Genomic DNA, 15,241 nt, shown 5'->3' with positions numbered 1-15,241 from the left:
AAAGTAGAGCAAATCTGCTCTGCTTCAAGCGACAACTATCCTGAAAATTACCGCTTTTTTCTACTATCATCTCTTTTAACGCTTTAACTGAATCGGTTTCCAAATTAAATAACCGGGTAGTCAGACCTTGGCCTGTTGCAAGAATTATATAACTTCCTGATTTATTTTTTATAGTCTCATCTTCGAATTTCTTTAAATCGTCTAAAGAGGATATATTTTCAATCTGACTTTTAAAATCGAGCAAGAGATCTCGTTTCAAATGGTCGTCTTTTAATTGCTGCAGCTCCTTTCTAATATTTGTCGTTGACGCCGCGCTGACCATAAAACCGTGGTCACGCCCAATCGCTTTTGCGTGCCCAACACTTTTTGCCAAAATCTGTTGTTCCAATGCTCCTTCCGTATGCTGTTGTCTATCAGCTAAATCCATTTTTCTTAAATGAACAACGAGATGTTCCTGAGCTACTTTGGGGTTCTCATTTACAGAAGTTTTAGTATCTTTATAGTGTTTTAGTAATGACACAGAGTTAAATTCTTTAGCGACATTAATATGTGAGGTAGTTTCATCTTGAGCCTCGGCTATAATGAGAGAGCGTATTTGCTTGTAAAAACTCGACCAGTCTGAGGTTATTTGAGGAATACTGCCTTTGCCACGAATTTTTGCAATTTCTTGTGCTTCCCCGTAAAGATAAACGTCAGGTCTTCTTTGAGCTCTTTCTGTCTTTTCTGGCTGCGGGCCAGAGTATCCGCGTAAAATCAAAACTACATTTTTAGGTATCAATTCCGGATTTTCCTGAAAAAAATTATGAAGTCCTTCCACAATATCTTTTCTATCATCATAAATGAATGATAGGGGATTGTCTTCCGCATAGCATATTTCTTGATGATGTTGGCTTGTAAATCTCATAGTCAAATATAACGATATAGTCAGGCTCTAATATAGAGTAGCTATTTACCAGCCCTTTATCGCATATTAGCTGTTGTCCAAGCCTTAGTTGTTCGTTATAATACAATGTTAAATCTGGGCTATTTGACGTTAACGGAGTTTTTCGATGCCAATTTATGAATATCAATGCACAAGTTGTCATCATCATTTTGATTTGATGCAAAAATACAACGACGAACCTGTAAAGCAATGTCCAAAGTGTTTTGAAAATAAGGTGATTAAATTAGTATCTGCTGCGGGATTTCAACTTAAAGGTACTGGTTGGTATGCTACTGATTTTAAAAATAAGGGGGCTACCGCTAGTGACTCTACAGTAACAAAAAATACAGCACCAGCAAAAACTGCGGATACACCAACCAAAGACAGTACTTCCTCTAAAGCAGCAGACTCATCATCAACGACAACTACTACCAAGGGTGATTCCTAGTGAATGCGGGGTCTTTAAAAAAATACTTGCTTGCAGGATTAGTTGTCTGGTTGCCTCTTTTGATAACCATAGGTGTTCTTCGTTTCATTGTTGATTTACTTGACAATACTATGGCCTTAATTCCTAAAGCATATCAGCCTGAACACCTGCTAGGCCTGCACATTCCGGGTTTGGGTGTTATTCTTTCACTGATATTGTTGGTATCAACAGGTGTTTTTGCGACCAATTTTTTTGGACAAAGACTGGTGGCTTGGGGCGAATCCATTCTCTCGAGAATCCCCCTGGTGCGTTCCATATATAATGCAGTTAAGCAAGTTATGAATACCGTACTATCTACTAATAGTGAGGCATTTCGTAAAGTATTATTGATAGAGTATCCACGGCAAGGGGTTTGGAGTATAGGGTTTCAAACCGGATCTGTTAATACGGAAATTAATGATAAAGTAAAAGATGAAATGCTTTCTTTATTTATTCCTACAACGCCTAATCCAACATCCGGTTTTCTTTTGATGTATCCGAAAAAAGATACAATAGAGTTAGATATGAGTATTGATGAAGCTTTAAAATGTATCATCTCTTTAGGCGTAATGCAGCCCACTCCTGGCAGCATTGGCAACAACACAATAAAAATATAAAGGCGGTTTTATGCGTACACACTACTGTTCCACCGTGAATGAATCAAGTTTAAATCAAGAGGTCACTGTATGCGGGTGGGTACATCATAGACGCGATCATGGTGGTGTTGTTTTTTTAGATATCCGTGATAGCTCTGGCTTGCTTCAGGTCGTTTATGAGCCAGAGAACCAAAACACGTTCTCTATTGCTGAGAAATTACGCTCCGAGTTTGTGGTACGTGTTACTGGATTGGTACGTAATAGACCTGATGGCATGATTAATGAAAAAATGGCTACAGGTAAAGTTGAAGTCATCGGAACCAAGCTTGAGATTCTTAATCAGTCACCGACACCACCTTTTTTGCCAGATGATCATCAAATTGTAAATGAAGATTTACGATATAAATATCGTTATATTGATTTGCGTCGTACGGCAATGCAAAACAAAATGAAATTAAGACATAACCTGACAAGCTGCATTCGTAACTATCTAAATCAACAAGATTTTTTTGATATAGAAACACCGATGCTTACTAAAGCAACCCCGGAAGGTGCGCGCGATTATCTGGTTCCATCACGAGTGCATCCTGGTGAGTTTTATGCTTTGCCTCAGTCACCCCAATTATTCAAGCAATTACTTATGATGTCTGGCTTTGATAAATACTATCAAATAGTACGCTGCTTCAGAGATGAGGACTTACGAGCAGACAGGCAGCCTGAATTTACACAGCTTGATATTGAAATGGCATTTATCGATGAAGAAGATATTTTAAAATTGATAGAAGGCTTGCTCAATGTTGTATTCAAACAACTTTTAAATGTTGACTTGCCCGAAAAATTACCGCGAATGACTTACGCGGAAGCAATGCAACGTTTTGGTAGCGACAAACCTGACTTGCGTAACCCGCTGGAGTTGATTGATGTTGCTGATTTAGTCAAAGATTGTGATTTTAATGTCTTTTCTTCTGCGGCTAATGACTCTGCTGGTCGGGTTGTTGCTTTAAAATTACCTGGTGGATGCGATCTGAGTCGAAAGGATCTGGATGGGTATGGCCAATTTGTAGGTATTTACGGTGCGAAAGGGCTTGCCTATATTAAAGTAAACAATTTATCTGAAGGAATTGCAGGATTACAGTCACCTATTTTAAAGTTTCTTCCAGAAGAGTCTGTGCTATCCATTCTAAAACGTGTTGATGCTCAATCCGGCGATGTTATTTTCTTTGGTGCAGATAAAACTCATGTGGTAAACGAATCAATGGGAGCTCTGCGGATTAAGCTAGGTCAGGATAGAAAATTATTGAGCAATGACTGGCAGCTGTTATGGGTTGTTGATTGGCCCATGTTTGAGATGGATCATCAAAATAACAGATTGCAATCCATGCATCATCCATTTACCTCGCCTCAGGATTTGTCACCGGAAGAATTGCGTGCCAATCCGACTCAGTCTTTAGCGAAGGCATATGATATTGTAATTAATGGCTATGAAATTGGTGGTGGTTCTATCCGAATTCATCAACCAGCGCTTCAGCAAACGGTATTTGATATGCTTGGGATTAATGAACAAGAAGCTCAGGAAAAATTTGGATTTCTTTTAGACGCATTACAGTATGGAGCACCTCCTCATGGTGGTATTGCTTTGGGTATCGATCGACTGGCAATGTTGTTAACTGATTCTACGTCAATCAGAGACGTTATTGCTTTTCCTAAAACGCAAACGGCATCCTGCCTCTTAACCAGTGCACCATCACCAACAGGTACCGCACAACTTACTGAATTGGGAATAAGACTTGCACCAAATACTCCGACAAAATAATTTATTAGCAAACACCATCAGCCTAAAAAGCTGGTGGTGTTTGTCGTTATTTGTACTGATGTTGTTCCTTGTTTTTAATGGACAACTAAATGCTGCGTCTGACAAAAAAAATGTTCCCCCACCTGTAAAGCAATCAAGTGCTACTCTTGTTGAGTATTTAGCTGAAGAAAAAACACACTTAATTATTTCCATTAATGATGCAAAACAACGAACTCAGCCTAAAGACGAAGAACAATATAATATTTTGATGCAGCAGTTATCTACAATGCTGACAATGAATGCCGCTAAAATTCAAAGTCTTGAAGGATTTCTTGAGAACCAAAACAAGCAAGATATTTATCTTAACGTACGATTAAAAAATTTACAGCAATTGCCTTTGGCCAGTGGTGATATCACTGTTCAAGAACGTGTTGGTAAAGTTGAAACCTTATTAACGGTAAATAAAAAGACCTTGGAGCTGATTAATGAGAACCTCGAATTGGCAAAGCAGTATCAAGGTTTATTAAATGACTCAATGAAAGAGTTAAAACTATGGAAGTCTAATTATGAGCTCCAGCAAAAATTAATTCAGATTAAATCATTGAAAGTAAAGCTCAATGAGGAGCTCGGACAGCTCTATCAGAACAATGCTAATAATCAGCTCACTAATCATCCAGAGGATCGTGCTGAGAGTCAAATAGAACACGAAGCAAAACTGTTCCTTAATAATCAGCATATAGCCATTATCCATCAATATTTGGATGCCTTAGCCTTACAAAAGAAAGCGATAAAATCGCAAATTTTATTATTGAACAATAGTTCTGATACTAAAATATTGCAGATTGTGACGGATACCTATAAGGACTCTATAGTTCAATATGCTGCTATAGAAAAATCATTAAAGAAAATTCTGGCAACAGTTACAAATGAGGCAAGTCTTGCAGCCATACCTGAATTAAGTAATTCGATTAATGCTTTGCAGCTCAATATTGATAACCAGTTAAAGGATGTCAAGGAGCAAAAAATACTGTTGGCAAAGAAACTGGAAGAATATCAAAATCAGCTTAAAAAATTGATTTCTTCTCGCCAGACTCTTGCTGAATACAATATTAACAGCTGGCCTATTATTATGCACAAGCTGATTAATATTCCCAATTTGTTTTACAACTACGTCAAAACATTAACCTTAAAGGTTTATGATAGTTATACCTGGCTTGATACTTGGCCTGTTGCTATTTTATGGACCCTTTTAGCGTTGACAGTGGGGCTGTTTTATATTTTAAATCGCTTTTTAAAAACATTGAGCAGTGATAAAGAACGTTCCAGATTAACAGGATATTTATACGATGGCGCATTGGCTTTGGTCAGTAGAAATATTCCTTATCTCTGTCTGTTTACTGTGTTATGGCTCATTCTTTATATTACTAATATTTCATTTTCAAATTATCAATTATTGTTCAATCTGATTGCCGTGTGGTTTACATTCCGAATTTTAATATTGATTGCCAGGTTAGTCTTGCTGGAACGAATTTCTGACTCTTCAGGAAAGGACGTAAAATTATATTATCGCTTAAAATGGCTATTGTTGTTTGGAGGATGGACTACTGCTTTAATGGTGTTTAGTCATATTCTTCCATTAACGTTGTTGCTGCAGGATATATTTAATAGGCTGTTCATGCTGTTTATTCTGGCAGTTTCTTTAGTTGCCTGGAAAAGTAAGGATGTGATTCCTTATTTATTAAGGCCATTACTAAAGGGCAAAAAAAGATATGTTAAAAATGTAATATCCTTGCTTGTAGTGTTGGTTCCTATCACTTTATTTACAACTGCTGTTATTGGTTTGTTGGGTTTTGTGAATTTAGCCTGGACCATGAGTCGTTATCAGGCTTATATACTCACGGTACTGGTTGCCTATATTCTTTCGAGAGGTTTGGTCTTTGATGCCTTGGAATTGTTTTCTGAATGGATGATTTCATCCCTTAAAAATGGATGGTTATGGATTGAGGTTTTTCTTAAACCATTGGATGGAATTTTACGAATAGTATTATTTTTATTAAGCACTTTTATTTTGTTTCAACTCTTTGGTTGGAATTCAGACTCATTAGTCATCATCAGCATTGAAAAAATGGCGCAATACAGCATTGTTAATTTAACGGGCATACATATTACCGTGTTTAGCGTCATTGAATTCTTCATTCTGCTTGCCATTTTTGTATGGGCTGCAAAGTGGACACGGGAGTTTTGTTATCGATGGTTGTTTAAAAATGCCAAAGATGTCGGTATTCGTAACAGTCTCTCGGTGTTTACTCAATACGCAGTTATCTTACTGGGAAGTTTTATTACCTTGCACGTTCTTGGATTGGATTTTAGTGGTATGTCGATGATCCTTGGAGGGCTTGCAGTTGGGATGGGATTTGGTTTAAGAGATTTTGCTTCCAACATTGTTGGAGGCATCATGTTACTCATTGAACGTCCGGTAAGAGAAGGAGATCTGATTACCATTGGTGAATATGAAGGTCAGGTTGCGCACATTGGAATTCGTTCTATGCGAGTATCTTCATGGGATAATACTCAAGTGTTGATACCTAATGCAGAAACGTTTAACAAACCGTTTACCAACTGGACCCACCAGGATGGTATTGTCAGAACGGTTATTCCCATCAAAGTAAGCAGAGCAGATGATCCGGTTATGATTCAACAGCTCATATTGGATGTGTTGGCCATCATCCCTGAGATTGCAGGAGATCCTCCGGCACAAGTCTTTTTAAAGAAAATTGATACGGCATTAATTGAATTTGAAGCACGATATTTTATAAATGTTCAGTCGCATAATCGTGTTGAAATACGCTCGAAAGTTTTGTTTGCGATTACCGCTCAGTTTAAAGCTGCTGGGATTAAACCACCAATAGAACCAATAACTGTAGAATTTAAAGAAGGACACGGTGAATTTTATGCGAAAAATCAGCCCTCCGAAGACTGAAGAAGAGCTCATTAATCGCTGCATGAACATTCAAGGACTTAGTTTTACACAATTAAGTATTTCGCTTGACCTGCCAATTCCTTTAAATCCAGTCCAAAGAAAAGGTTGGGTTGGAATGGCGCTTGAACTAGCATTGGGAGCCGATGCAAATAATAAGGCTGCACCTGATTTTCAATCTCTAGCTGTTGAACTTAAAACGCTGCCTCTTGCCAAATCAGGAAAACCCGCTGAATCTACTTTTGTAACCTCCATACCTTTACTTACAATTCATCAGCAAAGCTGGAAAACATCTCAATGTTATAGCAAATTGCAGCGCGTTTTATGGATTCCTATTGAGGGAGACAGGGAAATTCCTTTTGAACAAAGACGAATTGGCATGGGTTTTTTATGGTCTCCAAATGAACACGAAGAGCAGATTCTTTGTAGTGATTGGGATTATTTAACACATCAAATCAGTTCTGGAAATCTTGAATGCGTTGATGCTACTGTTGGCGTTTATCTGCAAGTCAGACCCAAGGCAGCCAATGGAAAGTCACTGTGTTACGGATATGATACAGAGGGTAGCAAAGTCCAAACTTTGCCAAGAGGTTTTTATCTACGGAGCAAGTTTACTTCACAAATATTATTAAATGCCAGTTCTTGAGTTGGATTTGAGGAAAATAGTGCCCGGCATCAATGAGTCTCGTTCTGAGCTAATGATGCCGTGCTACTTTGCAGGAGATTCCTCGCTGTACTCGGAAAGACGTTACATTTTTAATGGAATAGTTTCGGTATCCCTTTTTAAAGACTCATCTTCTATCCCTGTTTTTTTAGCTTTAAATAGATCGCTAGAGTGAATCTCTGAGTGTGTTGGAGATCGGTCAGATAAATTATCCGGGGCGCTGGGCAATTTCGTCATCATCAATACCGTCGACATAGGTTCGGGCTCAGGGCTCTTATGCAATAGTCCCTCATTATTATCTTTGTCTTCAGGAGTTTGGCTGGATGTTCCCTGGTTTTCGATAAAATAATTAAACATTAATGCAACGAATACACCTGCTAAGACTCCGAGCCCGCTAAACGACGTTGTTGCCATTGCAGGTCCGAATGCTGCTGCATTACCTGCTGCTATACCAAAATAAATAAAAGGAATAAAAACAGCGAGTGTAATAGCTAAAGCTGCCCATAAAATATAGTGGGTGTAATTATTTTTAGATTGATTGTTTAATTCAGAGTACCACTTACTGAACACTCGTTCGTTAGGTATTATTGTTTTTCCCGATAATTGAAATAGATTGATATGTTTCTGATCAGGAAAGGTAATATCTGCGAATGCTCGTTCTTTAATATTTTTTATTTCATTCTGAATAATTAAATCAGTTGATATAAGTCCTACATCAGGATGGTTTTGTATTTCTGATTCCCATTCTTTATCTATATCTTTTTTATTTGCAGCATATTCATTAGAAAACTGAGTCATCAGAGAGGCTACTACTTCAAAATGAACACTATCAAGAATAAAGCGATCTAACAGGCTGATTTGTTTGTCACGTGGATCGGATTTATTGGGTTGCGAAAAAAAATGAACGATGCGGTTTTCATTCGATCTGCCAACAAATTTACATATTTTCTCATGGTTATTAGAAAATAATTCAATAAGTTCTGTATCAGCAATTGTTTTTTTATCGTAACGTGCAGAGACGCATTGTTTAAGTTGGGAGATACTTGATAAGCGCTGCAGAATGCGTTGTTTGTATTCTTTATCAAGAAGCGACTTACTGGTAAAAATACATGTCATATAACAAACTTCATATTGATATATTTTGTGCAGTATACACTGTATTTAATCTGTAATAAATGATTTAGAGGGCGTACAAAAAAATACTCCATCATTACAATGTAAACAGCATCAGGCCAACCCTCACTGCCATTAAGTTAAGGATTTGTAATGTGCTGGTGATGAAGGAGCGCCCAGGTTTCAGGAGATCCTTCGCCATGCTCAGGATGACGTACTTTTCTAAACTTAATAGCAGTGAGGCCAACCCTGAACTATGATTTCATGGTTGGCCGATATCTCAATCCATCTTAGGGGAGGATAGCATTGCTGCTATTGGAGTCGGAGCCATTTTCCTTACATCGTCCCATTTAGTCCATAATAATTGTTTATAATCTGTATGGCTTGCTTGGGTCATAAAATAATCAATGGCTTGCTTGAATCCTGTATAATCATTCAAGTCTAACTTTCTTGTTTCAATATTTGCTTTTAATTCACGCAATTGCTGTTGTTGATCTCCACTTGGTTGTTGTGCTTTGGAAAATAGAGTAAATGGTGTAGATACAATAGAGTATCCTATGGAAAAGGCGTTTGATATGAACCCATTATTCTGTTCAGGATTCTCTACTTCTTTTGGCCAGGCGACCATAAATTCTGTGGTACATAAGGGGGCCATTAATTTGATCATACGTTGAATTTGTGGATTCAAAAGGTTGTTTGTATTGTCAATTTGTTCATCATAATTCATGTTGCTACCTTTTAAACACCAATTATACAGATGTTTCATTTCTAATAGTTGGGCGTGGAAATTATCAATACTGTATTCTTTTAGGTAGTGGCTCGATAGTCCTAGAAAAAGGCAAGCATTTAATAATGAATTTACAAACTCAGGAATGGGCAGTATCCGGGCAATCAGGAACGAAGCTCCCCATGCTGTAAGTCCATTGCTTGCTGCCTGAAGAATACGCATTTGATTGGTTTTGTATTCAAAATTATCGATGAATTGTTTAAGAACATTTATTTGTTGTTCATTACTGCAATTGAAGGGGGCTGAGGTCAGTGATCTTATTTTTTCAGCTCTTTTTGCTTTCTCCGTTTCTATCGCAGCCATTCCTGCCACATTCAAATTACTCACATCTGTCTCCTTGACATAAAAAATTATTTTATACTATAAATTTCGAAATTAATGAATGATAATTTAACGAAGAGTTCCATCAGTTGTTTATCTACTTGTTATTTTGATCAATGTGGATGGACTTTTATCATCTATGTGGTCTTAATTTGTGCTGTTTGACTCAATAGATCAGTTCCTAATGCTTTAACAAATCGAGCTGGGTGATGTATAATGATTCAAATCAATCAGATTGATTTTTGGATTTATGATTCATAAACGAAAAATATATATTGATCCAAGAACACTACATCAATCAAATTTCGGTATATCTGAAAGTCATGCTGCTTTATTAAGTTTTTTTGATGCAAAAAAAATAAGTACTGTTTGGCACAGTAAAGAAGACTATGAGTACACCTATAATCATATAAATTATCAGTTTAATTTTTCACAATCCATTATTAAACGCCCTCGCAAGGAAGGAAAATCCGGTTTTAGATTCGATCTTTTTGATCCTGACCAAACTCCAAAAGGAAGGGGGGGGTATGCAGTTGTTTATCCCATAGTAGCTACTTTTATTCATAACGAAGAAGGGCTAATCGAGTTTAAATCAAGTAAGAAAAAATTAGTAAAAATACAGGACCATACCGCTAGTGACCGCACTGGAACTGTGATACAGGAATATAAAAATCTGCAACAAGCAGGGCATTTGCGTGTAAAAGAACCTGTCTTTTCTAAAAGTGAACGGATAAATAAAAGTTATCTGATTATGGAGGATGTCGAAGGTTTTACTTTAGAGCAAATTGTAAATCCGGATAAACGTGTGCATATTATTAATGAAATACCGCGGTTGACCGTGTATAAGCGTTTGCAATTAACCTTGGAAATATTACGCGCAATACAAGAACAAACGGTTGGTAAAAATTTATTACACAGGGATATTAAACCTGGAAATATAATCGTTGATTTAAATCAAAATCCACCAAGAGTAAAACTGATTGATTTTGGTTTTGCAATAACATTACACAATCAAGATTATCGTCGGTTAGGGACTAGAGCTTATAGGCCACCTGAGTCTTTTGATCTGCATGCAAAATATTCTACTAAGTCTGATATTTATTCGACAGGACGATTATTAAGTTATTTATGGGGTGATGATTATAATAACTATTATATTGATAGAACAAAGGATTTTGATTACATAAGAAGCAAATCGACTAATGTGGATTTGTTCTCTTTACCTGAAATTGATTTATTCCTTGATGAGGTGGACAAAAATCGAATCAGGGGATATCTGGACAGCATGATAAATGTAAATCCAGGATTGCGCCCAAACATAGACCTATTAATAGAACAGTTTTCCAGTATCAATGCGAAACAGTATAGTGCTTTGGATATTCCCAAGTATTCTAACGAGCATCTTCAACAATTTGCCCAGAAATTGAAGCCCGATCTTTTATTAATCAATCAACATTTGAAATTAATGAAAAAGAAACAACATGAGTTAATCGACAGAGACCATATTGATGCTGCTAATGCAATGAGTAAATTGATCATAACGATTGAAAGGAATACTTGTTTCTTACAGGAAAACCTCAATCCGGATTATATGCTAAGGCACAGAAAAAGCTGCCTTGACGCAATTAATACGTCACAAAAGATATTAAAAAATCATCGAGACTCTTATTGGATAGTAGCTGAAATTGCCACAGCTATAGCTTTGTTGGGGGCTGGCTATCTAGTCGCTCTGGGTATTAATTATTGTTACTCAGGTCGAGTGGGGCTATTTTCACAAACTAAATCGAGTAAATTAGCTGAGTCTTTGAACGATATGATCTCTGTGATGGGAGAGCCAGTCAGTACGTCTCATTTTATTTAAGCTAAATACTCATGGGTATTTGGGGCTTTTTGTTGACTATTTAATTAGCCAGCACAGGAATTTCTAATCTTTTGTTTGAATACCGTCTAAAATTAAGCATAAGCTTTAAAGGGATTCACTTATGAAATTTTCAACTTTATTGAAACTAATGCGTTTTTGGCCTCCTTTTTGGGGAGCTGGAATTAGTGTTAAAAGTTTCAGTTCTGATCTGCGAGTTATTGATGTACAGATGAAAATGAGATTCTGGAATAAAAATTATGTCGGTACTCATTTTGGTGGCTCTTTATATTCTATGACTGATCCCTTTTATATGCTTATGCTGATGAATTTGTTGGGTAAGGATTATATTGTCTGGGATAAATCCGCTTCTATACGCTATAAAATTCCAGCAAAAGGAACTGTGTATGCCCGATTTGAATTAAGTGAGGAGTACATAGAACAGATAAGGCGTGAAGTGGATGAAACTCACAAATGTGAGCCTGATTTTGCTATTGAAATTAAAAATAGTGATGGGGCGGTAGTTTCAGTGGTACATAAAGTAATACACATATCGAAAAAAAGAAAAAGAGATTAAGGTATCTTGGATGCTTAAAAAAATTATTGATTGTTCTTGTTTGCTCATTAGTCGCATTTATTTAATATTGTGTTAAGGGTGATGTCATATCATATTCTTCTGAACACATTTGAATGAATTAATATGCCCTTACCCATTGATTACATCGTTAAGAAAATTCGACCAACCCTGACTAAAGTAGAATCAGCTTATAAAGACATAGCTACAGACGTTTTTGTTGACTTTGTTGGGTTAATGCATCAGGGCAATTATAAGGCGGCTTATTCTGTAGCACTTAAACTTTATCGCATGAGCAACACCCCTGTAGAAGAGGCACGATCTTTATTTCATCACTTGGTATTTGCAGAAGATGTTGTAGCTTCTGATTCTGTCGTTTTCATCCATAAAGATTCACCATTTAGGGAGTCATTAATGGGTTTGTCACGTGATTTAGGTTTTGCCGTTCAGCAACATCAGATTCTTAAAAGTTACTGGACAAAGGATTATATGATTTCTCTTGGTGATCAATTGGTGGTTCCAGTAAAAGACCAGCCTGATGGTTATTTTACAGAAGAACACCAGATTGAAGCGAGGGCTAACATGCGCCTTTATTATGGTCCTTTAAATATGAAGGAGCATCATCAGGCGAAGGCCAATATAAGAACTGAAGACAAATGGACTACACCAGCGCAGCCAATGCTCATTCAATCCAACTTTGCACATAAAACCCTTATTGAAGGAGGGAACTTTTTTTGTGCGGTCAATAAATTGGGTAATAGGTTTTATTTGCTGGGTGAAAATGTTGTTTCAGATACCATGGCTTATAATCATTTATCACGTACAGAGACCCTTGAGCTGATTAGGGAAGAGTTGGGATGTACTAAAACGAATTTATTAATTATACCGCAATGGACTTATCATCTTGATTTGCAAATGGCCTATCTGGGTAGAGGACAGTTCGTCATTCATTCATTTAAACAGCAAGATATAGATTTTGGTTTGTCACCTTATGAAATTGCTCAATGCACGAAGACTTTTAATTTTCTGGAACAGCAATTTGAGGCGAATATTATTGATGAAACCATCAATATATTGACCGAAAATGGATTTGAAGCGCACAAAGTATTCGGTTGTTTATTCTTTTTGAATGATGTCACTGAAATGGAGCAGCAAAAATACATACCATATTGCAAAAGTTCGGAAGATTTTGACGGTGCTTTGGCTCTTATGATGAATGGAATTGCTGTTGATTTGGAAGATAAGGGCAGACACTTCCTAACCGCTCTTTGTGATTTGGTGCCGTTTAGAAAACAATATGAAGAGTCGCTAGCAAAACTTAATATTACATTACATGCTGTTGATATGCTGGGAGCCTATGATTATTCGGGTTTCGAAGGTATGACTTTAGGTGTCTGGGGGGCAGAGAACGTTACTCAGGTTTCGGCGTTTATGAACGGTGCATTGCGTTGTCAAACATCGGTTATAAGCAAAGCCTTATGTAAAGAACACAATTTAGAATTATCGAGACATCAATTTTTCAAGAGTGTAGAACGACTTGGCGTCCAATCTGTTGTAAATCCTGATTTGAATTCTGAGCCTGATACTCAACGGATTGCACAAAGCCATCTTGCCTGATTGCAGAGAGTTGTGGCAAATTCGCGTGCAGAGAATACATTTAAGTTGACTCTGCTTTTTCCTGCCATGATAATGCTTCTTTTTTAAACTAGGCCACCATGACACTTGTCATTAATTTGTCGACGACACATGACTATTCTATAGATGAAACAATCGCTGCATTTGCTCAACTCTGCCAAAAGTACAGCAATGGTTGTTTACAATGTTTTCCTGGCTTTTTTCAAAACTGGACTAATTATAAATGGGTTGAGTTAATGCTTCAGAACCATTATAAAAGTTTAATTGAACCTTATAAGATGGGCAATATCAGTACAGAACAATTTTTGGATAGTTTGTCACAGATCTTCTATTTTATGGATGATATGGACAAGGAGCAGAGAAATGCCTTATTGATTGAAGCTTGGAATGCCAGCATTCGACTGACCGCGAAAACTGAGAACAGGTTTGCATTCATTTTAGAAAAAGCGGAGCAAGAGCCTGTTTATCTCATTTCCAATACTAATGAATTAAATATAAGAGAAATTTTGAATTTATTTAAAAAATCCCATCCTTATTTAAAGTTTGCAGATTTAAGTGTGCCGCACTTTGAAGAGCCAATTGAACTGTTGCCTAATGTTTTTGTCTGTTTTTCTTATCAATTGCACGCTTTTAAAGAGAAAACAAATACAACACCTGGTTTAATTGAGTATGTTGTTAGTAAAAGTTGCGGGCCTACGAGCCTTGTGAGCCAATATCTCTTAGATCGTATTAAGGCAGAAGAAATGCAACTCCAGCATGTTTTAACAGCGGATGAGTTTTACGAGCCCTGTCCTTTGACTTTGAGGTTCAAAAAGAACCAATAGTTATTATGGGCTGTTGGGTTTGAACTGTTTGTAGCGTCATCCAGAGCGTAGCGAAGGATCTCTTGAATTCAGGGAGTTTCTTCGTCGCTAGCGTCTCTGGGGGGACGGCCAAAACCCTTAAGGTCACTCTATATCTTTAAATTGATGCCTACGTTTTGGTGCTTATAAGCCTATTGTCGCATTTTTATCTGATTCGTGCTTTAAAGGTAGATCTTGTTGGAATTTTTTCTCTGCAGGCTCATAGAGAGCTAAAAATTCCTTAACATTTTTAATGTTCTTTTCCATAAGTTTTTAAATATTCTGTAAGAGGTAAATCGCCTAGTTCCAAGATCGATTCAGTATGTTAGAACCCCAAGAGTACTGATGATTTGTATATTGAATAATTGAGTGAGCCTCAGTTCTTTTTGACTTTTTACTAAACATTGATATTCCTATTATTTCAATAAATGGATGTGATGGGAGCTTCATTTGCACACCCATATCAACACGCGATATTTTGACATTGAAAATGCTTTAATAGCAACTCATTCGAGAGACGACTATAGGGGTAGTGCCAATTAACCTTCGTTTTGATTGGTAAAAAGTCATATGATACAATGTTAGTCCATGGCAATTGATTCTAAATCCAATCAGCCAGGCACCGCGCTCTGTTTCTTCCTATGGACAGAAGGAGCATTGGTACTTCCACATTTTATTCATGAAACAGATTGGT

The 15,241-nt window shown here is 37.0% G+C and carries 11 protein-coding genes and 1 pseudogene; 9 read left to right on the top strand and 3 right to left on the bottom strand.

What is annotated here, in order from left to right; all coding sequences use genetic code 11:
• Positions 1–904, bottom strand: a pseudogene (locus Q0495_RS06445) (hypothetical protein); the annotation flags it as partial.
• Positions 905–1,049: 145 nt separating this feature from the next.
• Here Q0495_RS06445 and Q0495_RS06440 point away from each other — a divergent pair.
• Genes Q0495_RS06440 through mutH form a run of 5 tightly spaced genes read left to right on the top strand, consistent with a single transcriptional unit; the run spans position 1,050 to position 7,399 of the window.
• Positions 1,050–1,370 carry a zinc ribbon domain-containing protein gene (locus tag Q0495_RS06440; protein ID WP_298624233.1) on the top strand — a complete coding sequence of 107 codons (321 nt, stop codon included), beginning with the start codon at positions 1,050–1,052 and terminating at the stop codon, positions 1,368–1,370.
• Positions 1,370–2,005, top strand: coding sequence for a DUF502 domain-containing protein (locus Q0495_RS06435; protein ID WP_298624231.1), 636 nt, complete (start codon positions 1,370–1,372; stop codon positions 2,003–2,005). Before Q0495_RS06440 ends, Q0495_RS06435 begins: the two co-directional genes overlap by 1 nt.
• A gap of 10 nt (positions 2,006–2,015) precedes the next feature.
• Positions 2,016–3,797 carry an aspartate--tRNA ligase gene (aspS, locus tag Q0495_RS06430; protein ID WP_298624229.1) on the top strand — a complete coding sequence of 594 codons (1,782 nt, stop codon included), beginning with the start codon at positions 2,016–2,018 and terminating at the stop codon, positions 3,795–3,797.
• Positions 3,772–6,756, top strand: a complete 2,985-nt coding sequence (locus Q0495_RS06425; protein ID WP_298624227.1) for a mechanosensitive ion channel domain-containing protein — start codon at positions 3,772–3,774, stop codon at positions 6,754–6,756. The genes aspS and Q0495_RS06425 overlap by 26 nt, the downstream gene beginning before the upstream one ends.
• The gene (mutH, locus tag Q0495_RS06420) at positions 6,728–7,399 is read left to right on the top strand and encodes a DNA mismatch repair endonuclease MutH (protein ID WP_298624225.1); all 672 of its coding nucleotides are present in this window, start codon (positions 6,728–6,730) and stop codon (positions 7,397–7,399) included. Before Q0495_RS06425 ends, mutH begins: the two co-directional genes overlap by 29 nt.
• A gap of 102 nt (positions 7,400–7,501) precedes the next feature.
• On the opposite strand, the gene Q0495_RS06415 is transcribed toward mutH, so the two are convergent.
• Both Q0495_RS06415 and Q0495_RS06410 read right to left on the bottom strand, forming a co-directional pair.
• A complete protein-coding gene (locus Q0495_RS06415; RefSeq protein WP_298624223.1) occupies positions 7,502–8,533 on the bottom strand; it encodes a hypothetical protein in 1,032 nt (343 codons plus the stop codon).
• A 277-nt stretch (positions 8,534–8,810) separates the two neighbouring features.
• Positions 8,811–9,644, bottom strand: coding sequence for a hypothetical protein (locus Q0495_RS06410; RefSeq protein ID WP_298624221.1), 834 nt, complete (start codon positions 9,642–9,644; stop codon positions 8,811–8,813).
• Positions 9,645–9,888: 244 nt separating this feature from the next.
• Between Q0495_RS06410 and legK1 the strand changes: the two genes are divergently transcribed.
• The 4 genes from legK1 to Q0495_RS06390 all read left to right on the top strand — a co-directional run bounded on the left by legK1 (position 9,889) and on the right by Q0495_RS06390 (position 14,529).
• The gene (gene legK1, locus Q0495_RS06405; RefSeq protein ID WP_298624219.1) at positions 9,889–11,499 is read left to right on the top strand and encodes a Dot/Icm T4SS effector kinase LegK1; all 1,611 of its coding nucleotides are present in this window, start codon (positions 9,889–9,891) and stop codon (positions 11,497–11,499) included.
• A gap of 121 nt (positions 11,500–11,620) precedes the next feature.
• Positions 11,621–12,073 carry a DUF4442 domain-containing protein gene (locus Q0495_RS06400; RefSeq protein WP_298624217.1) on the top strand — a complete coding sequence of 151 codons (453 nt, stop codon included), beginning with the start codon at positions 11,621–11,623 and terminating at the stop codon, positions 12,071–12,073.
• A 123-nt stretch (positions 12,074–12,196) separates the two neighbouring features.
• Entirely contained in the window at positions 12,197–13,687 is a 1,491-nt protein-coding gene (locus Q0495_RS06395; protein WP_298624215.1) for a hypothetical protein, read from the top strand.
• Positions 13,688–14,040: 353 nt separating this feature from the next.
• A complete protein-coding gene (locus tag Q0495_RS06390; RefSeq protein WP_298624213.1) occupies positions 14,041–14,529 on the top strand; it encodes a hypothetical protein in 489 nt (162 codons plus the stop codon).
• Positions 14,530–15,241: the final 712 nt, after the last annotated feature.

Source organism: uncultured Legionella sp. (assembly GCF_937871865.1).
In the GTDB taxonomy this organism is placed as follows: Bacteria; Pseudomonadota; Gammaproteobacteria; order Legionellales; family Legionellaceae; genus Legionella.
This window is presented reverse-complemented; position numbering and strand designations above follow the sequence as displayed.

What these genes read in the sequence shown, in the direction of transcription:
- Q0495_RS06395 (WP_298624215.1), top strand. Translation starts at nt 12,197, where the DNA reads ATGCCCTTACCCATTGATTACATCGTTAAGAAAATTCGACCAACCCTG.
- legK1 (WP_298624219.1), top strand. Translation starts at nt 9,889, where the DNA reads ATGATTCATAAACGAAAAATATATATTGATCCAAGAACACTACATCAA.
- aspS (WP_298624229.1), top strand. Translation starts at nt 2,016, where the DNA reads ATGCGTACACACTACTGTTCCACCGTGAATGAATCAAGTTTAAATCAA.
- Q0495_RS06440 (WP_298624233.1), top strand. Translation starts at nt 1,050, where the DNA reads ATGCCAATTTATGAATATCAATGCACAAGTTGTCATCATCATTTTGAT.
- Q0495_RS06390 (WP_298624213.1), top strand. Translation starts at nt 14,041, where the DNA reads ATGGATGATATGGACAAGGAGCAGAGAAATGCCTTATTGATTGAAGCT.
- Q0495_RS06415 (WP_298624223.1), bottom strand. Translation starts at nt 8,533, where the DNA reads ATGACATGTATTTTTACCAGTAAGTCGCTTCTTGATAAAGAATACAAA.
- mutH (WP_298624225.1), top strand. Translation starts at nt 6,728, where the DNA reads ATGCGAAAAATCAGCCCTCCGAAGACTGAAGAAGAGCTCATTAATCGC.
- Q0495_RS06400 (WP_298624217.1), top strand. Translation starts at nt 11,621, where the DNA reads ATGAAATTTTCAACTTTATTGAAACTAATGCGTTTTTGGCCTCCTTTT.